We start from the raw sequence: 21,886 nt of genomic DNA, 5'->3' as shown, positions 1-21,886 counted from the left end.
TATTGAAATCTTTCTTAAGGGTAAATTTGATGTCTTTCAAGCTTCGGTATCTTGCGTTATTACCTCTACTTGTCGTTGCGGGTTGTCAGCAGCCAGCTAACATGAAAGCTGTTGCATCAGAAAGTGCGCAGGTACAGCCAATCGCAGTGAATAATGCATGGATAGAAATATCACGTAGTGCATTAGAGTTTAATATCAAAAAAGTACAAAATTTGCTTGGCGATAAGTCTTCGTTATGTGCGGTCCTGAAAGGGGATGCCTATGGGCACGATCTCTCTTTAGTTACACCTATTATGATCGAAAATAATATTCAGTGCATTGGTGTAACAAATAACCAAGAATTAAAAATGGTCAGAGATCTCGGCTTTAAAGGTCGATTAATGCGAGTACGTAATGCCACTGAACAAGAGATGCAGCAAGCAACGCAATATGATGTTGAAGAGTTAATTGGTAACCTTGATATGGCCCAACGTCTTAATGCGATTGCTCAAAAACAAGGAAAGACAGTACGTATTCATTTAGCACTAAATTCGGGTGGAATGTCGCGTAATGGTCTGGAAGTGGCTAATGCGGCTGGATTAAATGAAGCAAAACTGATTTCTCAACTACCTCAATTAAAAATTGTTGGGATCATGTCACATTATCCAGAAGAAGATGCTCTGCAAATTAAAAAAGATTTAGCGCGTTTTAATCAGCAATCTCAGAAGGTATTGGAGATGACAGGATTAGATCGTAAAGATGTAACACTGCACGTTGCGAATACATTTGCAACCATTACAGTACCTGAATCATGGCTAGATATGGTGCGTGTAGGTGGTATTTTTTATGGTGACACTATTGCTACTGACGAATACAAGAGAGTGATGACGTTTAAGTCAAATATTGCTTCTGTAAATCATTATCCTAAAGGGAATACCGTGGGTTATGACCGCACTCATACGCTAAAACGTGATTCTGTATTAGCGAACATACCGGTTGGTTATGCAGATGGTTATCGTCGAGTGTTTAGTAATGCAGGTTATGCTTTGATCGGTGGTCAGCGTGTACCTGTCTTAGGCAAGACATCAATGAATACAGTAATGGTTGATGTAACTGATTTAAAGCAAGTTAAACCAGGCAATGAAGTCGTCTTTTTTGGCAAACAGGGCAATGCTGAAGTCACAGCAGAACAAATTGAAGATATCAGTGGTGCATTATTTACTGAAATGTCAATCCTGTGGGGGGCTACGAATCAACGTATATTAGTTGATTGATAGCCAAAGGGCAGCCAATTTTGGCTGCTTTTTCTTATTTATCAAATTAATGGATATCGGTGTGACTACGATAAATAAGCTCTAATTGCGGATGTGACCATAAACTTGCTGGCGTTACGGTTGCTCGTTCCCATGGTATATCACCGATAAACCATAACTTCCAAAAATTCAGTTTGGCATTTGGGTTTTTAGCTAATAGATCTTTAAAGGTTTGAATTTCACCTACTTTGATAGAAAGGGCAGATTGGTATATATCAAATACGAATTTTGAACAAAATTGGCGAGAAGAATAGTAGTCAAAGCCGGTATGATAAAATTTATTGAGCCTTGATGGGACTTCGGCGACTAAAGCCGCTTTTTGTACGTCAGTAAGGTGGCTAGTTAGCCGGCGTATTCCATACCTTTTTTCTGCGGAACGCTGAATAAAGCGAGTCAAAGTCGTGACGGTTGATAAAGGTACTCGACTCTCTGCAACTAAATAATCCTGTCCATTATGACCAATAATTAAACCGACATGATTACTCCAACACTGAGAGGCGGAGGCAATTTGGCGAAATAAAGTAGTACCAATACTTGTAAAAACAATATCACCAACTTCAAGGTCTTTGGGAGGATTGTTATTCGTCATTTCGATACCTCAACATTTTGTTTAATTGATTGCATGATAGTGTTTAATGTTTAAGGTGGAAATCAAAGCTTGTCTTAAAATTATGATTTGAACCCTAAATTTTACTTACGTTGAGAGTTTGTTGATTAAATGACATTTAGTCGCCGTAAGGCATTACTTAATTCGATGATATTATTGGTAATATCGGTTTCAGTGTGAGCGGCATAACCAAATAAAATCCCGTTATTATGTCGGCTTTTAATACAATAACGAGATAACGGTTGAACCCCAAACCCTAATTGATAACAGGCAGATAAGATAAGTTGCAAATTGATCCCCGCTTTTAGCCAACATACGGCATGGATACCTGAATCAGTTCGCTGTACTTCAAATATATTAGGCAAGTAGGTATTAATAGCATCGATTAATGCGTTTTGACGTGAATAACATATTTTGCGAATTTTTCGCACGTGACGAGCATAGTGACCTTCTTGAATAAATTGTGCTAAAGCCGCTTGTTCCAGATAACCAGAATGGCTATCACTGTAATACTTCATCATGGTAAAAGGTTCTATCAGAACTTCTGGTACAATTAGAAAACCTAAGCGAAAACCGGGATACATCATTTTGGAAAAGGTGCCGGCATAAATAACTCGTTGGTAGGTATCTAGGCCTTGTAGTGCTTGAATCGGCTTGGATAAATAACGAAATTCGCTATTGTAGTCATCTTCAAAGATCCAAGCATTATTCTTTTGAGCCCACTCTAATAACGCGAGACGCCTCGCTAGGCTGAGCGTTGTACCTAATGGGAACTGATGGGATGGCGCAGTGTATATCAGGTTAGCATTGGGGTAATGTTGCATGGCAAATTCAATATCCATGCCTTCATCATCTGAATGAACGGGTGATATATGCGCACCTGAAGCAGTTAAAATAGCTCGTGCACTATCATATCCAGGGTCATCTAACCAGACTGAGTTCCCTTTGTGTAGTAAAACATTCGCAGTAAGGTTAATTGCTTGTTGGGTACCATTTACAATAATAATTTGTTCTGCTCGGCAGTTAACCCCTCGGGTTGAGTGTACATAATCGACTAATATTTTTTTGAGTGGTGGATAGCCGTCAGGGTGGTTGTAATAGGGAATGTCTTGTTTTGACTTCCGCCAAACTCTTCCGAGTAATCTGCCCCATAAATCATGGGGAAACTGATCAACGCAGCCAATACCAATATTAAACATTTGTCGTTGATTTGTATTAGGCCGAGAATTTTTCCACAATGTCGTTAAATGACTGATCATTGGGTTGAGATTAGGGGCAGAATATAGAGGGTGGTTAAGGTAATTGGTTTTAGAGGTTAACTTAACTAACTCATCAGGTAGGGTGGTGGCGACATAGGTGCCTGATCCTGCTTTGGTGATGAGATAGCCTTCGTCTATTAAGCGTTCATAGCCGGCAATGACTGAGTTGCGAGAAATAGACATCATTTCCGCGAAAGCACGGCTTGAAGGTAATTTGATACCCGCGCTGAGCCTACCATCTAAAATGGCATTTCTAATCGTATGGTAAACACTTTCTTTGATGCCACCAGATTGCAAAAGCAGGTGAGGAAAGTGAGCTTGTGGTTTACGCCTCATCAAAGTGGATCCTAAATAAATATCAAAAGTGTATCTTATTTAGTACCAGATTGATAGGTAACATAGCGCCATTGTTTATCTATTGAGTTATAAAGGATACATTATGAATAACAATGCGTTACCTATTACTGTTAAGTTCGTTTTACCTGATCATTATTCACAATGGTTAGTGTATTGGTTGCAATATCAAGAATTTTACAACGTAGATTTAAGTGAAGAAGTGACCCTAAAAACATGGGCGCGTTTTTTTGATGAAAATGAACCGATGTATTGTGCTGTAGCACTTGAAAATGACAAAGTCGTAGGTTTTGTTAATTACCTTTATCATCGTTCTACGTGGGCGGAAAATCATTTTTGTTATTTAGAAGATTTATTTGTTTCACCGGAGGTAAGGGGCCGTCAGGTTGGCAAACATCTCATTGAATTTGTTCACGAACAAGCTCAAAAGCAGGCTTGTGGCCGTTTATATTGGCATACGCAAGAAACGAATTTACGAGGCCAACGTTTATATGATTGGGTAGCTGAAAAACCTGGGGTTATTGAGTATAGAATGCCATTGTAATATCGTAATCACTCATTCATTGAATGACTTAATAAAAACGTTCTATTCTATTCCGTAAACGATTCAGGTCGTTTCTTACCCCCACCATTTTTGCAAGTGGCGGGGGTTATTTTACCATTCACACCTTTTCGGTCATTTCAGGCAAAGTTAAAAGACATTTCTTATGCCCTTATTGTATTAAGGGCCAATATGATGAAGAAAATAGCTATTCAACAGCTTATTTAAGTGAGATTAATTGATTCCTGACTTCCATGAGAGCAAAACCTAATAGATTTAGCCCTTTCCACGTAAGTGGATTATCGATATTTTCATGATCTTCAGCGAGACCTATTCCCCATATCTTATCGACTGGACTTGCTTCTACTAAGACTCGCTCATTGGTATTTAATAAAAACTGTTGTAAGGCTTCATTTTGTGAAAATTTGGCTAAATTGGCTGCAATGACAATATTAAACCTGTGGGCATCCCAAATCTCTTGGTTAAATCCTCGAACTTCGCGGCCAAATGCTTTTGCTGCACCAGGGTTAGGGGCATGAATAATTTTCTCTCGTGTTTCATGATCGTTAAACAGCTTTGCTTTTTCTGCCATCATAAAATGTTCGGCACTTGCAAAACGATGTCCTTCTACTGTAAAAGCAGCTGGATACCATTGGCTGAAACAACTTTTAGTAATGAGAGTTGACTTTGATTGATGTCCCCAAAAAAAGAGATATTTAAATTTTTTACCTGCTCGATATTGTTTACGAAGAGTTTCAATGTTCATAATAAATTATTCTAATAATACGTTATTATTGAGAGTATCGATGAACAAACTAAAATACTATCGGAAATCGCTGTATTTATAGGGGAGTACAGTAATTTGCCATGCCATGATCAGATAGAGCAGTGTAAAAACTATGCTTGTCTTCTGCTGTATAAAAACAAAAATGTGAGGTGTCATACACTTTTCATAAATATCTTCAATGACAGTATATCAATAAGAAAATAGCGCCACTTTTACCTAACTGTCACATTTTGTTAACGATACAGTGTTGCTTCTTATTGGTTAACAGTTATTAACGACAGTAAAGTATAAAAATATGGAACAAGTATTATTAGTTTTATGGCCGCTGTTTGCATTGATAGCAATGGGGTTCGTGCTGCGTCGTTCGTCAATGATATCAACGGACTTTTGGCCCAGCGCTGAAAAATTGAATTATTTTATTTTGTTTCCAGCTTTGCTGATTAATAGTTTAGGTAGTGCACCGCTTGATAGCCCTAAATTACCATATCTAGCAGGAGCAATATTTTTTGTTCTAGCAATAAGCAGTGTATTAGTTTTAATTTTTAAATTCATTTTTAACATGTCAATACCTCGATTTGGTGCGCATATTCAAGGTATCACTCGGTTTAATACCTATTTAGGCCTTGCTATTATTGCTGATTTATTTGGAACTGATGGGATCGCCATTGCTGCCGTTATTATGGCTATATTAGTGCCAAGTTGTAATGTTATTGCTGTATTAGCATTAACATCGGGTTCAAAAGTCTCTTTTAAGCAACTGTTTTTACCTATTATTAAAAACCCACTGATCTTATCGTGTTTGATTGGTATTTTACTGAATCTATCGCCAATCGGGTTGCCTTTTGGGTCAGACCAATTATTAAAATTACTTGCAGCGGCAAGCTTACCATTGGGGCTAATTTGTATTGGAGCTGCATTGCAAACATCAACACTGAGAAAAGAATTTAAACCTTTAATGACCTCAACGTTGTTACGTTTGTTAGCTATGCCTGTTTTAGCTGTTTTCACTGCGAAACTCTTTTCATTACCTGAGTTTGAAACGGTGCTATTTGTCATTTTCTTTGCGATACCTACGGCACCTACCGCATATATTTTAACGCGTCAATTAAATGGTGATAGTCAGCTTATGGCTGGAATTATCACATTACAGACGGTAATTGCGGTAATCACATTACCTTTAGTGCTTACTCAGATAATACATTAACTCGTTTTTATTATTTCCGGCTTAAATAAAGTATTCATTATGATGAGTACTTTATTTATATATCGGATTATTACTGGAAATAATGGTTGAAATGTAGACTGGAAGAGTGTTGTCAGATAAAAACCAAGCAGTGGAATTTAACATAAGCAAGCCTGCAAGTGGCTTATTTTCAGACAATAAACCGCGAATATATATTCGTCTCGTAAAAGAGAATGTTCATCTGTAGATTATAAGTAGAGAGGCTTGTTTGATAAATGCTAAAGACATACACTGCGTAACAGAGAAACAATGTTATCCGATAAGGGGTTATGCGTGTCTTTAGAAAAATGCCAAAAATATGAAAATTTGTCTATTGATGAGGTATTAGATAAGCTTTCATTGCTATATACCAACGCCATTGATTCCTTAAGAAATTCGATTGCGGCCTACATTAATAGCGGGCAGTTGCCTAGTGCAGAGGCTCGAAAAAAAGGGTTATTCGCGTATCCAGAGTTGTGTGTAGAATGGCGAGGACAAGTCGACCACTGCGAAAAAACGAGAGCATATGCACGTTTTGTCAAACCAGGGCAGTATAGCATCACGATTACGCAACCTGATTTATTTCGCCAGTATTTAACTGAGCAGTTGGGTATTTTACAGCAGGATTATGATGTCACTTTTTCTGTTCGCCCATCACAAACAGAAGTGCCATACCCATTTGTTATCGATGGTTCAGATTTAGTGCTAGATAGAAGTATGAGTAGTAGCCTTGCCACTCATTTCCCTATTACAGATCTGGCCGATATCAGTGATGATATAACAGATGGTTTGGTTCAAGCGACGGATGAAATGCCGCTTTCACACTTCGATGCATTACGTGTGGATTTTTCGCTAGCGAGACTTAAACATTACACAGGCACTCCACCGGAACATGTCCAGCCCTATATCTTATTTACCAACTATAATCGCTATGTTGATGAGTTTGTCAGTTGGGCTTGCGAACAAGTACGGGATCCTAATAGCCGTTATAGCGCATTATCCTGTGTTGGTCATCACTATTTAACGGCAGAAAATGCCGATCCACAAACAGCAACATCTGACCTTACTTGGAAGAAATTCCAAATGCCTGCATATCATTTGATAGCAAAAGATGGTGTAGGAATTACGCTAGTCAATATTGGTGTTGGGCCATCAAATGCTAAAAATATTTGTGACCATTTAGCGGTATTACGGCCTCATGCATGGTTAATGATAGGCCATTGTGGCGGGCTACGTGAAAGCCAAAAAATCGGTGATTATGTATTAGCGCATGCCTATTTGCGTGATGATCATATTCTAGATGATGTATTGCCACCGGATATTCCCATTCCAAGTATCGCTGAGGTACAAAGAGCGCTGTACGATGCAACGAAACAAGTTAGCAATATGCCGGGCGAATTAGTTAAACAACGCTTGCGGACAGGAACGGTTGTCACAACCGATGATCGTAACTGGGAATTGCGTTTTTTTGCGACAGCTCGACGTTTTAGCTTAAGTCGTGCGGTTGCCGTAGATATGGAAAGCGCAACAATTGCTGCGCAAGGTTATCGTTTTAGGGTGCCATATGGCACATTGTTGTGTGTTTCAGATAAACCATTACACGGCGAAATAAAGTTACCGGGACAAGCCAATAGTTTTTATGAGGGGGCTATCTCGGAACATTTACAGATAGGAATTCGAGCCATTGACTTGTTGAGACAAGAAGGTGATAAGTTACATTCAAGAAAGTTAAGAACATTTGATGAGCCTCCTTTTAGATAGGGTCTAATCGCGAGTCATTAAGTCATGTTGAGATGTGATTAAGCGAGTTATTAACGATATGGTTGATGAACTAGATATTTCTAAAGTCAGTGAGTTATCAGGCATACCGCCATCAACGCTGCGTTATTATGAAGAAAGAGGGTTGATTACTCCGATTGGTCGTAAAGGCTTAAAACGAGTTTATCATGCTAAAGAGGTCATGACTCGCTTATCACTGATTTCTTTGGGGCGTGAGGCTAAATTTTCGCTCGATGAGATAGGGGCTATGTTGAACCAAAAAACGGGTCCAAGTATTGATCGCAGCCATTTAATAGCCAAAGCAGAGGAAATTCAAAAAATGATTGAAGACCTGACTGTTTTGAAGAATGGCATATTGCATATCGCGCAGTGCCCTGAAGAAAACCATCTTGAATGCTCTAAATTTCAAAAAATTATGTCGATAGGTTTACGAACGAATAGAAAACTCAATAAATAGGTCATATTTTATTGACTGTTAGATGGGATTATCCCATTTTTGATAACAATCTATCCCATTATCATGCATAGAAAGCCCTTTAGATCTTAACTACACTTGGATCATCACTGTATTGATTTAAAGGGTCATATGTCTGCTCACTTTCTCGCATTTGAAAAACCAATTGTCGAACTTAATGAAAAAATCGACGCTTTAGTGGCTTTTAAAAATAATAGCCAACAGTCTGATATTAATTTTGATGAAGAGATTAAATTACTTGAGAAAAAATGTCTTACGTTAACGAAAAAAATCTTTTCGCAGCTAGGTGCTTGGGAAATTGTGCAAGTAGCTAGGCATCCCATGAGGCCTTATACCCTTGACTATATCTCGCTTATTTTTACTGAGTTTAAAGAGTTAGCTGGAGATAGAGCTTTTGCAGATGATAAGGCGCTTGTTGGTGGTTTAGCGCGTCTTGAAGGTCAGCCTGTTATGGTTATTGGCCAACAAAAAGGGCGTACCACGAAAGAAAAAGTGATGAGAAATTTTGGTATGCCTTCACCTGAAGGGTATCGTAAGGCATTGCGCTTAATGAAAATGGCAGAGCGTTTTCATCTGCCGGTTGTGATATTCATTGATTCAGCGGGAGCTTATCCAGGAATTGGTGCTGAAGAGCGGGGGCAAGCGGAGGCGATAGCGAGAAATATCCAAGAAATGTCGCATTTAAAAACCCCCATTATTTGTGTGGTCACTGGAGAAGGTTGTTCTGGTGGTGCATTAGCTATTGGTGTCGGTGATCGGATTAATATGTTGGAATACAGCACTTATGCAGCCATCTCACCAGAAGGCTGTGCATCGATTCTTTGGAAAGATGCACAAAAAGCACAAGTTGCGGCTGAAATCATGGGTATGACAGCGAAACGACTGAAAGAGCTTAATATTATTGACGCTATTATTGCTGAGCCACTTGGTGGCGCGCATCGCGATTATGCACAGGCAGGGGAAAATTTAAAACAACAACTCCTGACTGACCTTGCAATACTAAATAAACTGGACATGGAAACTTTATTAGCGGAACGTTATCAAAAAATTATGGCTATTGGTTATTGTTAATGTGATGAATTTGACTAAATTGCCAGTGTGTTTTGTGGATAGAAGTAAAAGGAAAGATAAAATCGATACTTGCGTGATATAGTGATATCCATCGATACCAGCAGACAGCGGGGGATACTGTGGATATTGATCACTGGGCGAGTGAGTTTGATAATTACTTATTAAAGAATTGGGTTAACCATGATAATGCTCATGATATTTTCCATCTCAGGCGAGTTTGGCGTACAGCACAAACATTGATGGGAGCGTCAGAGCAAGTTAACCCTTTGGTCGTGTTGGTTGCTTGCTATTTCCATGATGTTGTGACTTTGCCAAAAGATCATCCACAAAGAAGCCAAGCATCATCTTTGAGTGCAACGGAAACTCTTCGTATTTTAACAACACATTTTCCGAGTTTACCTAAGCACTATCATGACGCTATTGCTCACTGTATTATTGCCCATAGTTTTAGTGCCAATGTTGAACCGATATCACTAGAAGCAAAAATAGTGCAGGATGCCGATCGGCTAGAAGCGCTTGGGGCCATTGGTTTAGCAAGAGTATTTGCCGTTAGTGGTCAGCTTAATCGCACATTATTTGATGGGGATGATCCTTTTGCCCAAAATAGAGCATTGGATGATAGTCGTTGGGCATTAGATCATTTCCAAGCAAAGTTATTAAAACTCCCAGAAACGATGCAAACGCCAGTGGGTAAATTACTGGCAACACAGAATGCGAACTATTTAGTTCAATTTATGGCGAAATTAAGTGCAGAGTTAAGCGGGAATATCGCTCAATTTGACGATGATATTATTGCGCGGTTTTCATTGGATGTTAATTAACATCTGCTCTTCGTTAAATATGATAAAGAACGGTAATAGGCGTTAAATGTCAGTCGACTTAAATTTACTAAAAGTATTTATTTCTGTGGCTTCACAAGGCAGCTTTGCGCGAGCAGGGCAGCAATTAGCTATGCCAACCTCCAATGTCAGTCGTTGCATCAAACAATTAGAAGCGCAGCTTAATTGCCGATTAATTGAAAGAACAACACGACGTATGCGGTTAACAGAACAAGGTGAGATTCTCTTAAAACATAGCCAAAATCTGTATGCGGAATTGGATGATGTATTGAGTGAAATCAGTCATCGTGAGACTCTAACAGGAACTCTTCGGTTGACTATTCCTAGTGAGGCAGGAAGCCTATTATTAGCAGAAATCATCGCTGAATTTGCGTTGCGACACCCTCAATTAACCATCCATTGTGATACTCAATTAATGCCTTTAGATGTGATTGATGACGGTATTGATTTGTTATTCACTTTTCATCGTGGGGAATTGAAAAATAGTAGTTATCACTCACGAGTCATTAAAAGGTGGCAAAGTGTTGTTGTTGCTGCTCCTCATCTTATAGAACGCACAGGAAGGCCGAAAGCGATAACAGACTTAGCAAATATGCTCTGTATTTCAAGTTTGAGTGCGATATCAGGGCAGCCTTGGGTATTTATTGATAACCAACAACATACCCAAAAAGTCACTATTAACAGTCAATATCGTGTTAATAGCGGTATTTTAGCTAAGGCTGCTGCGTTAAAAGGCATTGGTTATGCCATTTTAGCGATAGCGCCGTGCCAAGCTGAAATAGAGCAAGGGTTGCTTGAGGTCATTCACTTTAATGAAAGTCCCGCACCAATTGAATTACGAGCAATTTATGCAAGCCGCCGTTCGTTATCACCAAAAATTGATGCTTTTATGCAGCATTTGATGCAATCAGTGGATACTATGACCCCGTAGAGCTGCATAGATTAAAGCGTAAACAGCCTATTGGTTTAGACAGAAGCACCCCGTAATTTCACGGTCAAACCCTTTAAAAAATAGCGCAATAATTGGTCTCCACATTCACGATAATTTTTGTGGTCAGGGTTACGAAACAACGCATTTAATTCCGGTTTGGAGACGCGAAAATCGGCTTTTTGATAGATCTCGATCATGTCTGTATCTTTTAATTCAAAAGCAATACGCAGCTTTTTTAGGATAAGATTATTGGTAAGGCGTGTTTCTATTTTGGGCGCTGGAAAGTTTTCGTTTTTGCCCCGACGAAAATAAATTAATCCATTAAGAAAATGGGCGAGTGCTTTGTCATTACATTCGACATATTCAGGATCATCCTCTTTTTTTAACCAATGGATCATTTCTGTTTTGCTAACCGTTAAGTTAGCCAATTTAACGATTTCAACCATTTGATTATTACTGAGGTCTAGCATGTAGCGAATGCTACGTAAAACATAATTATTAAGCATGGTTATTGATTTCCGTCATTGTTGATTTTCTAAATCAATCACCACAACAGTGCTGAGATTCAAAAATACCGAGTGGATTTGAGGGGGGCATACTAGAGCGTTATGCTATTTTTATCAATAAGAGGATGCGTAAAGACAATGATTTCGTCTACGTTTACGCATCCCGTGTCATGAAATGTTAGCCAATAAAATATATAAGGCTATAGAAGAAGGCTAAGGTTAATCCAACCGTTAATAGCATATTTTTGAGTAATGACGCGGCAATCACACAGAATAATGCCCCCCATAGATATGGATTATCAGGAAAGCCCCGCAATTCATGGTTTTCTAAAAGAATAACGGGAGCACAGATCGCAGTTAATAAGCAAGGTGCTGAATAACTCAATGCTTGTTTAATAAACAACGGCAGTCTAATCGGCAGCTGAGGAATTAGAAAAACGTAACGTAAAGAAAATACAATGACGGTGAGTATAATAATCAAGAGCCAGATCATTTTTCTTCCTTAAGCATACGAGATACCATAACAGAGACACACATTCCGCCAACGCCTGCAATAACGATAGCACTACTTATCGAATAAAGAGAAAGTATTACAGCGGTCACTAATGAAAAAATAACACCACAAATTGTGCTTATTTTCTTCGTTAAAGGAACAACAATCGCTAATAAGGTTGCTATAACAGAGAAGTCTAAATGCAGGCGACTAAGGTCAGTAATAAAGTTGGCCATCAAAATGCCTAAAAGGCTGGTGATAAGCCAAACAATATAAAAACTAAACCCAGCACCAAATAAATAAGAAAAACTGAGAGGGTGGCGTTTAGCCGCGCTAATTGCAAAGAGCTCATCAGTGAGTAAAAAACCAATACTAAGACGCTTCGTGGTTGAGAAGTTTTTTACATGAGGCCGCATTGTTAAACCATACAGTAAATGCTGTGATGTAATAAAGAAGACCGAAATAATGATCGTAAGATAACCAGCTCCTGAATTAAGTAATCCTAAAGTAACAAGCTGTGCTGCACCAGCAAAGATCATCGCTGACATAGCAACACTTTGCCAAAACGAAAGTCCTGCTTCAACGGCCATTGAACCCGCTAATACTCCCCATGGTATAACCGCTAAATTTAGAGGGGTCATATGCATTGCCCCATTGATAAAAGCACGTTGCCAGTGGCTACGTTGTTGTGAATACATTGATTTAATACCTTTTTTCGACTTGTTATTTTTATGATACTGGCGTAGTGAGTCGCGAGATAGAATAAAATTGCTCTCACAAAGCACAAATTATCACTGATTAGATGAAATAAGATGAATAGTGGAGCTGTCATAATCATTATTAAATACATAAGCATAGCATTAGGCTATGAACATCAAACTTATCGACGCTCAAGACTATGATGATGCTAAAGATGACGAATGTACTGATTTGGTGTGACACCGATAGCTTGCTTAAAATGTCGTGTAAAATGGCTTTGATCAGAAAATCCACAAGAGTTTGAAACATCGGCTGGCTTCACACCTTGTACAAGTAGTTTTTTGGCTTTGTATAATCTTGCTTGTACTAAAAAGGCATGCGGTGTTGTTCCCGTATGTAATTTAAACTGTCGAAGAAAATGCCATTGGCTGAAGCCTGCAATTGTTGCTAACTCACTTAATGAATGCGCTTGTTCTGGCGTACTCATCATAAGGTCGCAAATATCCTGCATACGTTGTCTGGCAGGAGTAATATCATTCAGTCGAAACGGGTTTTTATTATATTTCAAAATAAGCCAGCTGAGTGAAGAGAGTAGTAAGGTTTCTTTGAATAACCTGTTTTCTGGTTGTAGTAATAAGTTAAATAATAAATTTAATTGGGCAGCTAAACCTGCATCCTGAATTACGGCATTAGGAAACCAAGGTGTCACACCATAGTTGTCATTTTTTAAATCTAAGGTTAAGCGCTGAAACATTTCTGGGGTAGGGTAAATCGCTTTGTATGACCAGCCACTTTCAACAGCGGAAGACCCCGTGTGAATTTCATCAGCATTGACGACGATAATATCGCCTTTAGGAGCATAGTGATTCTCACCAGTACGAAAAAATTGTTGAGCACCGTCTTCAATCACACCAATACAAAAACCTTCGTGGCTATGACGAGAAAACTTTTGCTGGTGGTATTGAGCCTGTATCATTTCTAACCCATCCAGCTCTTGTAAATGAAAATAATTAGCGCTTTCCATCTAAATTCCTACTTTTAAAACACCTTAAATAGAGGTATGGCACACAGTGAGATTGACTTAAACGTGTCTTACTTTATACCGCTAATCGTAATAATTTTCACTCCCACTCTTTTACTCTTTATTTCAGATAATAAATTCAGTTAGTGAGTTTAGTTTGATATAAAAAACTAAAAGATAAACCTTTTTCAATACGATTCTAACTTGAGTTGTTTTGTTGAATGATAAGTCTACCCATAGCGAGATATTTGAAATTATATTATGGATTTATAATCAAATTGTGGATTATTTGACTGTATTTTATTTTGAGATTAGTGATATCTTTTATAGTTTTCAAGCCCCGTGTATCATAGGCATTGTCTACAGGAGATGTTTAATTTTTGTTATAACTTTTATTAAGTTAGCGGGTTTCCTATGCTTGAAAATCTCGGTATCACGAATTTATGGACTTATTTAATTGGTGTGATTTTTATTACATTGGTACCAGGGCCTAATTCTTTATTTGTGTTAACTAGCAGTGCAAAATATGGTGTTAAAAATGGTTATAAGGCCGCTTTAGGTGTATTCTCAGGTGACGCTATACTGATTTTCTTATCCTTTTTAGGCGTTGCTTCGTTAGTTAAAACATCACCAATCTTTTTTAGTATTATTAAATATGTCGGCGCAACTTATTTAGTTTACTTAGGAATTAAGACACTTTACAGCGTCTTTCATAAGAAAGAGGCTGTCGCAGATGTCGATGCTATGGTGTTAGCAACGAAAGGAACGTATCAAAAAGCGGTATTTTTGAGTTTGCTTAATCCTAAAATGATTATTTTTTATGTGTCATTCTTTATACAGTTTATTGATCCAGCCTATCCAAATGCGGGTATCCCCTTTTTTATTTTGGGCGCCATTCTTGAAACATGTAGCATGATTTATCTATCAATGCTGATTTTTGGTGCTGTTGCTGTGACTAATATGGTTAAACATAACAAAAAATTATCTAAATTATCCAACAGCTGTATTGGCGCTATATTCTTAATGTTTGGTGCTAAATTAGCCTTAGCAGCCTAGTTTCTTATACTTATTCATGAAGCCGACTTAGTGTCGGCTTTTTTGTATTCTGTATTCTTTCAGCGTTGATCTCTTTTTTAAAAATAGTAAGAGCCTCGCTTTCGCTGACAGAATATAGCGCACGATTGCGTTGTTAAATGGGATAAAAAATACAATACAATAAAAAGGTTTTTTGCTGACGAAATGGATTGTTGAATATGAAAAAATTAGTCGAAATAGCTCGCAAGTATGCGAAGCCAACGATCATTAATAGCTATATTGAGTGTGCTTATGTCGCCGCTGCACTTGAAACTGAAGAGGGTGATATTTATACAGGTATCAGTATTGATACTGCTTGTTCACTTGGGTTTTGTGCTGAACATGGTGCAGTCGCGGAATTACTGAAAGCAGGAAAGTCGGTTGTGATCAAATCGATGGTAGCAGTTGATTCATCTGGCAATGTAGTGCCTCCTTGTGGACGGTGTCGGGAGCTCATTAGTCAATTATCTTATAAAAATAAACAAACATTGATTGGCGTAGATAATGAAACACAAGTGACGCTAGAACAATTGATGCCTTATGATTGGAAAGTTGGGCAAGATAGAGGTTTATAAAAGCGAATATGGCTCAAGAATACAAACATTTCACAGCGACAGCATTGATACGTAATCACTTAGGGGAGTTTTTATTACATAAACATCGTAAATTAAATATTTGGCTCCCACCTGGGGGGCATATAGAAGAAAATGAAGAGCCACAGGATGCGGTTATACGTGAAGTACTTGAAGAAACAGGGTTAGTTTGCCGTGTTATTGATTGTGCTTATCCAACAACAACGAAGGTTGCAAGCAATGAACATGTTTGTGCGTTACCCATGCCTTTGGCGATTTTAAAAGAGTTTATTCCTGATAAAGTTAATGGCGACCATTGGCATATAGATATGGTGTATTTATGTGAGCTCGTTGCTCCAGATGAAACGCCATATGCGGAATTTTATTGGATTCCGTTTAGCGAACTTGCCAATCTCGATATTCCCGATGATCTTCTACAATTGGCAAGTATGGTTAATGAGTCTAATTTATTGAAATAAAATTATTTTGTATTGAAAAATAGCAGAGAAAGGCCAAGAAAAATGAATAATAATCCAATGATTTTATCCATAACCAATTGATAATTTAAAATTTTACTGCGCACTGTTGGTGTTGAGAAAAATAAAGCAATTACACTAAACCAGATCCAATGGGCAAAAGAGATAAATAAACCATAACTAAAATTTTGCAGTAATGAATTTGTACTTTGAATGACTTGGGTATAGACAGAAACCACAAATAGCATGGTCTTCGGGTTTAATGCATTAGTGAGAAAGCCCATTCTAAAAGCGGACAGTGTTGTTGGCTTCATCACAGCAGTGCTTTCTACATTTATTTGATGTTTGTTGGTCAACGACTGAAAACCAATATAAACCAAATACCCTACACCCAGTAGTTTCACGAGAGTAAAGAGCATGGGAGAATTCATAATAACCAGTGTTACACCAAAAATGGTGTAGAAGACATGTACTTGTACACCAAAAGCGATACCTAATGCAGAGAATAAGCCTATTTTTGTTCCATAGACATAACTATTACGGGTCACCATTGCAAAATCCGGACCCGGGCTCATCACCGCAAGTATCGTAATTGTTGCTACTGCAAGAAGTTCATTCATTCTAAATCCTTTAAATAGATGATAAAAAATAACGTTAAATTGCTTTTTATTGATTAATTTAACTTACTGATTAATTTAATTATCAATAGATTGTGTTTAACTAAAAAGCGATTTATGCTGACACTAATCTGTCAGTTTTCGTTACCTATTTATCGGTATAATTTAAATGAAACTACCGCCATTATCTTCACTACGTTTTTTTGATGTCGCTGCCCGTACAGGGAGCTTTGTGAAAGCGGCCGATGAACTCCATGTCACCCACAGTGCCATTAGCCGACAAATCCGTCTGCTGGAAGAACATATTGGTATCGAGCTGTTTGAACGACGTAATCGAGCGGTATTTTTAACGTCGGCAGGTAAAAAGTTATTTCACACAACCCGCGAAATATTCGCCCAATTAGAGACGACACTGCAAGAATTGGCTCAAGAGCAGGATAGCCATGTTGTTAGTATCTCTTGTGAACCAACGATTGCAATGAAATGGCTTATTCCTCGATTGACATTATTTTATCGAACGTATCCGCATATTACGGTACATCTCATTGCAGCGGGGGGGCCTATAGATTTTACTAAAGCAGGTGTTGACCTTGCATTGAGGCGTAATGATTTTAAATGGGATGATAGTATTTACGCTGAAGAGATCTGTCGTGAAAGAATGGGGTTAGTACAGAGCGCTGACTTACAAAATCAAACAAATGATATGACGTTACTTTATCCGGCCTCTCGGCCATCTGTTTGGCAGCAATGGCAACAACAAATGGGAGAGGTTAAGCGGAGCAATAGGCAAGTTTCATATGAGCATTTTTATCTGTGCATTCAGGCGGCAGCTTCAGGGCAGGGTATAGCCATAGCATCATGTCTTATGGTGGAAGATGAACTCAAATCAGGGCAGTTAATCGCTCCTCAAGGGTTTATTGAAGATGGTTCGGCTTATTATTTACTTGCGCCTAAAGCGCCGAGTATGGGCAGTACGCGATATCTCTTCAGTGAATGGTTAAAAGAGAACCTACAAGCCAGTGCCAAGGGGATCCAGTCAGAAAGCGCTCTTTTTTAGGTGTGATTTGTTTATTCTTTCAGCAACCCTATGTGATAAATAAAGATTTTGTCACATAACCATTTTATGTCGTGCTATATTTTCTGACTTAGGTTTGTCGGTTTATAAAGGTGGAGTGAGTGATGAGTAAATTACGGGTAGGTGTCATTTTTGGCGGTAAATCAACAGAGCACGAAGTATCCTTACAGTCAGCGAAGAATATTATCAATGGCCTTGATCGCAATAAGTATGATGTGTGCCTGATTGGTATCAATAAACAGGGCCATTGGCATGAATATGATGAAGCTGATTTTTTAATTCATGGTGATGACCCTTCTCGTATTGCCTTGAATACACCAAAGCGAAGTATTGCGATTATCCCAGGTAAATCAACCCAACAATTTATTTCACTCGAAGATGCTCAACCACTTCCTCAAATAGATGTTATTTTCCCTATCGTTCATGGCAATTTAGGTGAAGATGGCTCCTTGCAAGGGCTGTTACGCATGGCTAACTTGCCTTTTGTCGGTCCGGGTGTTTTAGGCTCTTCAGCTTGCATGGATAAAGATGTGACGAAACGTCTATTGCGTGATGCCGGTTTGCAAATTGCCCCATTTATTACACTGATGGCATCTGACCACACAACAGTAAAATATGCTGAAGTCGTTAAGCAGCTAGGATTGCCATTATTTATTAAGCCAGCCAACCAAGGCTCTTCTGTTGGGATCAGTAAAGTCACCAATGAGTCTGAATTTAATGCGGCATTAGATTTTGCATTCTTATTTGACGTAAAAGTACTGGTCGAAAGTGCGGTAAAAGGGCGTGAAATTGAGTGCGCAGTCTTAGGTAATGAACAGCCAGTTGCCAGCCCGTGTGGTGAAATTGTTCTTCACGACAGTTTCTATGCTTACCATACAAAGTATATTGATGAAAATGGTGCCTCTGTTGTGGCTCCAGCAGACTTAGAATCAGCGGTAAGTGATAAAATAAGAGAAATCGCACTAAGGGCTTATCGAGCATTGAACTGCTGTGGCATGTCTCGGGTTGATGTGTTTTTGACCGAAGATAATCAAGTCATTATTAATGAAATCAATACCCTTCCAGGGTTCACTAATATCAGTATGTATCCTAAATTATGGCAACAGGGTGGGATGACTTACCAAGAGTTGATCAGTCGTTTGATCGACTTGGGGATTGAAAAATACCAACAAACTGTCGCTTTAAAAACAGCGTGTGATACACATTAAAGGTAACAAGGGGGGGAAAGTTTGCCAAACCGCCTATATTCAATAAAAGCGAGTGAATGTGGTTATCACGCTAGCTGTTAGCGTGATAATTTTCTTTCATTGTGATTTGCCTATAAGAGTCGGGTGTTATCACGGGTTATTGATATCTTCTTGTATTTGCTTTAAGAAAAACGCAGTCTCTTTTGGTGTTGTTAGTCGGATAAAGCGAATGTGTTGATATTGCTTATTTATCATACTTGCAATTCTTGGTGCTTTTCCTTTGTGATAGGTTTTTAACACCCATAGCAGAATAGAATCACGACTAAAAAAAGTTTTTTTCCATGTTTCATTATTTCCAGTATTAGGCCACAGCTCTTTTTGGCTGATGATTCGATATAGCGCTCTGCGTATTGACTGATATAAGGTTCTAGAAAATGAATAATCTAGCCAAATCACCAGATCAACCTCTTGCCATTTAATCGGTTGTGTACGGGTATAGTTCCCATCAAGTACCCAACCATTTGGTGCGGCGAGGAATGCCTGAGTTAACTTTTCTTTTAATTGCTCATCACTAGAGTGCTGCCAATTTTTTTGCCAATAAAGTGCATCCAGTTCAATATACGGGATGGAATAAAGTGAAGATAAGGTATGACCGAGAGTGCTTTTTCCACTACCACTACAGCCTATAATATTGATTTTCATAACTTGAGTGATCTTATCGTCAATGTGTCATGCAGATTAATTGCCTGATACAAACTCAGCGTAAATAATAAATTATCTCCCGCTGAGGTCGTATAAAGGAGAAGGAAAGGTGGATTTTACTTGTTGATTATTTTAAATGATCAAACAAAGAATGCTTTACTATTTGATTTCAGCAGACAAGTGACACATAAGCAGCTGTCGATAGCTGCCTACACTTGCTTATTTCAATACAATATTAAATGTTTAGAGCGTGATAAAGCGAGGCCACTCGTTAATGTACTATTATAAAACCCGTTGTTTAATCTGTGGCCTATTCGCTAAAAACCGTCAATTAATAAGTGACTTACACCAGACATAGTTTATATAACGAAATAGTGGTTCAAAACCGAATTTTTTGTATAGATCAAACCCTGCTTCTGACGCATCAAGGAAACAGTGCTCGACACCTTGTTGGCGGCAAAATGCAAGTGCATAAGCAATTAATTGTGTTGCATAGCCTTTCCCTTGGTGGGTAGGTTCGGTACCGATGTCATCAAAACGAGCCAGAACCCCTTCAATAGTGACGGTCATTGAGGTGGCTGGCTCACCATCAACCAATAGAACAAGATGGAATTGAGGGGCACCTTGTTGTAAAGCATCTTCATGATAACGAACATACTCATTAACGACTTTATCGTGCTCATCTGAGATATAAAAAGCAGAGACTAAAGGTTTTGCCCATAAGGATAGATCATGGTTGGCAAATACAATATCCACCTGATTTTTAGGTAATTCTACAGTAAGTTGTTTATCTAGGGATAATGCCATTGCCGTCGTGACGCTGTCACGTTTGTAACCTAACGCCAGCGCTTCATTGACGATTTCTTGTTGCATCTCTTCAGGAAGCACCAACGTATGGTTTTTCTTTTGCGCTACAAACAGATGATGGGCTTGTTTGAATGCTTGAACAGATGACTCAGGCTGAAGATAGATAAAGTTAAATACAGGCGAATTTAGCGGTGTAAGGTAACAAATCGTATGTTGCTCAATTTGGATGCTGTGCTCACAAATCGAGGTCCAAAACGTTTTTTCAATGGACTGATAATGCCTTAAATAATAGAGCGGAATATTCATATTTCAGTTACCTGACGCAAAGCGTGTTAATCGATAAGGGCTAAGTGCTGTTTTTTCTATGCCATGTATTATTTCATCTTGCGCCAAATGGCAAATCAGCGGTGCAAGTGTGATAGCAGCATGCATACTTATAATATATAAACCACTAAAATCAGCAACTTTCCCAACAATTGGCAATTCATCTTGTGGCATAGGTCGCATTCCTACGAACGCTTTCTGTAAGACTAATGTATCTGTACCTATAAATGAATTTTGAATAACGGATAAGGCATTTTGTGCGATATTGCCCGCACTGTGCTGAGGTTGCTCATCAATGTAATCTTCCGCACATAAGGTATTTCCGTTTGTTGTAGGGCGGACTTCCATATCAGGAGTCGAGAGGATATGCCGCATAGCGGGAGTGGCATTAACATCTTGAAAATGAGCAATAATTGAAGGTGAAGGGGCTATAGGTAGCGTAACGTGTAACGGTTGTAATAGCTCGATAGCACCTAGACCTGCGGTAATAATGACCTGATCTGCATATAAACGGCTTGTTGAAGTCGTAACGCCAATAATTTTATCATTTTCTTGTAACAGCGTTCGTACCGCGGTATTGGGTAAATAGTTTACCCCTTGATTTATGGCAAGCTCAAGAAGCGTTTTTGTCACATAAACAGGGTCGACGTAGCCTTCATCAACAGAAAAAGCTGCCAGCTCAGGAAGTGTAAATAGATTAGGCTCCAGTGCTTGTAGCTGCTGCTTGTTGAGGGCAGTAATGTTAAATCCTGTTTTTTTATGTGAATCAATAAATTGTTGTGTCGCTTCTCTATCATGTTGCCAGCTAATGGCTCCGCTCCAATTAATGCCGAGTTGGCCTTGCGTTAATTTATCCAGCGAACGCCATTCATCAAGCGCTTGCTTTCTGAATGCACTATATTCATTAGGGCGACCATAAGAGACATTGAGCCAGGCAAATGCATGTTGAGTGACTCCACTGGCTGCTTCATGTGCATCAATCAGGGTAATTTGTCCCTTAAAATGACGCGATAAATACCAAGCTAGAGTTGTGCCAACAATGCCAGCACCTACAATAATAATTTTATTATTTTGTTTCAAATGTTTCCCTCTTGACCTGAACTTTATAGTTTTATCTTATTAATCAATAAGTAAGTTTCTATTTTGAGCAGATGGTATTGCACCTTACCATGCTAT

Annotated in this window: 24 protein-coding genes; 13 read left to right on the top strand and 11 right to left on the bottom strand. The window is 38.6% G+C overall.

Annotated elements, in window-relative coordinates:
- Positions 1-29: 29 nt before the first annotated feature.
- Positions 30-1,253: an alanine racemase gene (alr, locus tag G3341_RS10690; RefSeq protein WP_163861802.1), complete on the top strand. Its 1,224-nt coding sequence runs from the start codon at positions 30-32 to the stop codon at positions 1,251-1,253.
- Positions 1,254-1,299: 46 nt separating this feature from the next.
- On the opposite strand, the gene G3341_RS10685 is transcribed toward alr, so the two are convergent.
- Together G3341_RS10685 and G3341_RS10680 are read right to left on the bottom strand one after the other, a co-directional pair.
- A complete protein-coding gene (locus G3341_RS10685; protein ID WP_163861800.1) occupies positions 1,300-1,881 on the bottom strand; it encodes a YebB family permuted papain-like enzyme in 582 nt (193 codons plus the stop codon).
- 125 nt (positions 1,882-2,006) lie between these two features.
- Positions 2,007-3,494: a PLP-dependent aminotransferase family protein gene (locus tag G3341_RS10680; protein ID WP_163861797.1), complete on the bottom strand. Its 1,488-nt coding sequence runs from the start codon at positions 3,492-3,494 to the stop codon at positions 2,007-2,009.
- A gap of 103 nt (positions 3,495-3,597) precedes the next feature.
- On the opposite strand from G3341_RS10680, the gene G3341_RS10675 reads away from it, so the two are divergent.
- Positions 3,598-4,056: a GNAT family N-acetyltransferase gene (locus tag G3341_RS10675; RefSeq protein ID WP_154623015.1), complete on the top strand. Its 459-nt coding sequence runs from the start codon at positions 3,598-3,600 to the stop codon at positions 4,054-4,056.
- Between the two features lie 217 nt (positions 4,057-4,273).
- Here the strand turns inward: G3341_RS10675 and G3341_RS10670 are convergent, their stop codons facing one another.
- Positions 4,274-4,819 (bottom strand): NADAR family protein, encoded by a 546-nt coding sequence (locus G3341_RS10670; RefSeq protein WP_163861794.1) that lies wholly within the window; start codon positions 4,817-4,819, stop codon positions 4,274-4,276.
- Between the two features lie 316 nt (positions 4,820-5,135).
- Here G3341_RS10670 and G3341_RS10665 point away from each other — a divergent pair, with 316 nt between their 5' ends.
- The 6 genes from G3341_RS10665 (at position 5,136) to G3341_RS10640 (ending at position 11,157) form a co-directional block, all read left to right on the top strand.
- Complete coding sequence (locus tag G3341_RS10665) at positions 5,136-6,044, top strand: AEC family transporter (RefSeq protein WP_154623017.1); 909 nt, start codon at positions 5,136-5,138, stop codon at positions 6,042-6,044.
- A gap of 312 nt (positions 6,045-6,356) precedes the next feature.
- A complete protein-coding gene (locus G3341_RS10660; protein ID WP_375097465.1) occupies positions 6,357-7,823 on the top strand; it encodes an AMP nucleosidase in 1,467 nt (488 codons plus the stop codon).
- A 58-nt stretch (positions 7,824-7,881) separates the two neighbouring features.
- On the top strand, positions 7,882-8,298 hold the full coding sequence (locus G3341_RS10655) for a helix-turn-helix domain-containing protein (protein WP_163863590.1): 417 nt from the start codon (positions 7,882-7,884) through the stop codon (positions 8,296-8,298).
- A 129-nt stretch (positions 8,299-8,427) separates the two neighbouring features.
- On the top strand, positions 8,428-9,387 hold the full coding sequence (accA, locus tag G3341_RS10650; protein WP_154623019.1) for an acetyl-CoA carboxylase carboxyl transferase subunit alpha: 960 nt from the start codon (positions 8,428-8,430) through the stop codon (positions 9,385-9,387).
- Between the two features lie 119 nt (positions 9,388-9,506).
- The gene (locus G3341_RS10645; RefSeq protein ID WP_163861791.1) at positions 9,507-10,208 is read left to right on the top strand and encodes a phosphohydrolase; all 702 of its coding nucleotides are present in this window, start codon (positions 9,507-9,509) and stop codon (positions 10,206-10,208) included.
- A gap of 46 nt (positions 10,209-10,254) precedes the next feature.
- Positions 10,255-11,157 (top strand): LysR family transcriptional regulator, encoded by a 903-nt coding sequence (locus G3341_RS10640; RefSeq protein WP_163861787.1) that lies wholly within the window; start codon positions 10,255-10,257, stop codon positions 11,155-11,157.
- 35 nt (positions 11,158-11,192) lie between these two features.
- Here the strand turns inward: G3341_RS10640 and G3341_RS10635 are convergent, their stop codons facing one another.
- The 4 genes from G3341_RS10635 to G3341_RS10620 form a co-directional block, all read right to left on the bottom strand.
- Entirely contained in the window at positions 11,193-11,663 is a 471-nt protein-coding gene (locus G3341_RS10635; protein WP_154623021.1) for a DUF1456 family protein, read from the bottom strand.
- Positions 11,664-11,841: 178 nt separating this feature from the next.
- Positions 11,842-12,156, bottom strand: coding sequence for an AzlD domain-containing protein (locus G3341_RS10630; protein ID WP_163861786.1), 315 nt, complete (start codon positions 12,154-12,156; stop codon positions 11,842-11,844).
- Complete coding sequence (locus tag G3341_RS10625) at positions 12,153-12,854, bottom strand: AzlC family ABC transporter permease (protein WP_154623023.1); 702 nt, start codon at positions 12,852-12,854, stop codon at positions 12,153-12,155. The genes G3341_RS10630 and G3341_RS10625 overlap by 4 nt, the downstream gene beginning before the upstream one ends.
- A 209-nt stretch (positions 12,855-13,063) precedes the next feature.
- The gene (locus G3341_RS10620) at positions 13,064-13,879 is read right to left on the bottom strand and encodes an AraC family transcriptional regulator (protein ID WP_154623024.1); all 816 of its coding nucleotides are present in this window, start codon (positions 13,877-13,879) and stop codon (positions 13,064-13,066) included.
- A gap of 411 nt (positions 13,880-14,290) precedes the next feature.
- Between G3341_RS10620 and leuE the strand changes: the two genes are divergently transcribed.
- The 3 genes from leuE (at position 14,291) to G3341_RS10605 (ending at position 16,001) form a co-directional block, all read left to right on the top strand.
- The gene (leuE, locus tag G3341_RS10615; protein ID WP_154623025.1) at positions 14,291-14,932 is read left to right on the top strand and encodes a leucine efflux protein LeuE; all 642 of its coding nucleotides are present in this window, start codon (positions 14,291-14,293) and stop codon (positions 14,930-14,932) included.
- A gap of 197 nt (positions 14,933-15,129) precedes the next feature.
- Positions 15,130-15,525, top strand: coding sequence for a cytidine deaminase family protein (locus tag G3341_RS10610; RefSeq protein WP_154623026.1), 396 nt, complete (start codon positions 15,130-15,132; stop codon positions 15,523-15,525).
- A gap of 8 nt (positions 15,526-15,533) precedes the next feature.
- A complete protein-coding gene (locus G3341_RS10605; protein ID WP_163861782.1) occupies positions 15,534-16,001 on the top strand; it encodes an NUDIX hydrolase in 468 nt (155 codons plus the stop codon).
- 2 nt (positions 16,002-16,003) lie between these two features.
- On the opposite strand, the gene G3341_RS10600 is transcribed toward G3341_RS10605, so the two are convergent.
- Complete coding sequence (locus G3341_RS10600; RefSeq protein ID WP_163861779.1) at positions 16,004-16,618, bottom strand: LysE family translocator; 615 nt, start codon at positions 16,616-16,618, stop codon at positions 16,004-16,006.
- A 166-nt stretch (positions 16,619-16,784) separates the two neighbouring features.
- Here G3341_RS10600 and G3341_RS10595 point away from each other — a divergent pair, with 166 nt between their 5' ends.
- The gene (locus G3341_RS10595; protein WP_163861776.1) at positions 16,785-17,672 is read left to right on the top strand and encodes a LysR substrate-binding domain-containing protein; all 888 of its coding nucleotides are present in this window, start codon (positions 16,785-16,787) and stop codon (positions 17,670-17,672) included.
- Between the two features lie 122 nt (positions 17,673-17,794).
- Entirely contained in the window at positions 17,795-18,898 is a 1,104-nt protein-coding gene (gene ddlA, locus G3341_RS10590) for a D-alanine--D-alanine ligase (protein ID WP_163861773.1), read from the top strand.
- A gap of 129 nt (positions 18,899-19,027) precedes the next feature.
- Here ddlA and G3341_RS10585 read toward each other — a convergent pair whose 3' ends face one another.
- The 3 genes from G3341_RS10585 to G3341_RS10575 form a co-directional block, all read right to left on the bottom strand.
- Entirely contained in the window at positions 19,028-19,579 is a 552-nt protein-coding gene (locus G3341_RS10585) for a shikimate kinase (RefSeq protein WP_154623031.1), read from the bottom strand.
- Positions 19,580-19,906: 327 nt separating this feature from the next.
- Positions 19,907-20,692, bottom strand: coding sequence for a GNAT family N-acetyltransferase (locus G3341_RS10580; RefSeq protein WP_154623032.1), 786 nt, complete (start codon positions 20,690-20,692; stop codon positions 19,907-19,909).
- A gap of 3 nt (positions 20,693-20,695) precedes the next feature.
- Positions 20,696-21,790 carry an NAD(P)/FAD-dependent oxidoreductase gene (locus G3341_RS10575; protein ID WP_163861770.1) on the bottom strand — a complete coding sequence of 365 codons (1,095 nt, stop codon included), beginning with the start codon at positions 21,788-21,790 and terminating at the stop codon, positions 20,696-20,698.
- Between the last annotated feature and the right edge of the window lie 96 nt (positions 21,791-21,886).

The organism is Providencia vermicola, assembly GCF_010748935.1.
GTDB classification, from domain to species: Bacteria; Pseudomonadota; Gammaproteobacteria; order Enterobacterales; family Enterobacteriaceae; genus Providencia; species Providencia zhejiangensis.
This window is presented reverse-complemented; position numbering and strand designations above follow the sequence as displayed.